The organism is Pedobacter sp. 01N416, from assembly GCF_056399685.1.
Genome location: NZ_JBFTRT010000975.1, coordinates 1 through 802 on the forward strand (window position 1 = coordinate 1; position 802 = coordinate 802).

General features: G+C 36.9%; 1 protein-coding gene. It reads right to left on the minus strand.

Annotated elements, in window-relative coordinates:
* Positions 1-802: TonB-dependent receptor plug domain-containing protein (locus tag AC1DND_RS28765; protein ID WP_477586370.1), on the minus strand; the 802-nt coding region annotated here is incomplete at both ends.

Consider the following 802-nt stretch of genomic DNA (forward strand, 5'->3'; position numbering starts at 1 on the left):
GGATTACTCACGCTTAAATCATTGTATCGGCCGATATACGAGACGCCAAGTGTAGCCTGAATATCTTTATAAATCAATGTATTGTCTAACGTAGCACCTGTTGTTTTATACTTATCTACATTAAATAGCGAGGTTATGGAGTTATCTGTTGGTGACTGAGCAAAATTAATCCTGTTTTTAAACAAATTGTAGAAACCCGATAACGTAGAACGGAACTGCAGATCTTTTTCATGTATACCGGCCCAAGCCAAAGAGCCATTAAAACTGTTCGATTCTTCGGCTTTTAAATTGGGGTTACCCAAAATATTATGACTCGCATCTACAAAATCGTAATATAGTTCCCTCAGTGCTGGAGAACGAAAACCTTTAGCGTAAGCCAATCGAAGATCTAAATCTTTGGTTAAAGTAAATTTGGTATTTAATGATGGAATTACAGGAGGGGCATCGTAAATGGAGTTTTTAATAAACCTCAATCCTGGTCTTACACTTATTCCATTGTCAAGTTTAATCTCGGCAGAAATAAACGCGGCATAATCATTAATTACAGGCGCACCGTTAATCCTTTGCCCGCTAGCAGCATCTCTATTGTATTCGATACCAGGCTGAAATGAAACTGATTTATTTAAGGTGTAAATTGCAGTTGACCTAAAAATAGCTGAGTTGAATTTTGCTATATCTTGTTCACCCTTATCGTCACTTAATCGTTCTGTGTTGTTTGTAAAATTATGGATAACGGTGTGGGTTGATCGTTGTAGATCGGTATATCCGCCTATAGCTGTAATCTGTAATTTATTATTTACCC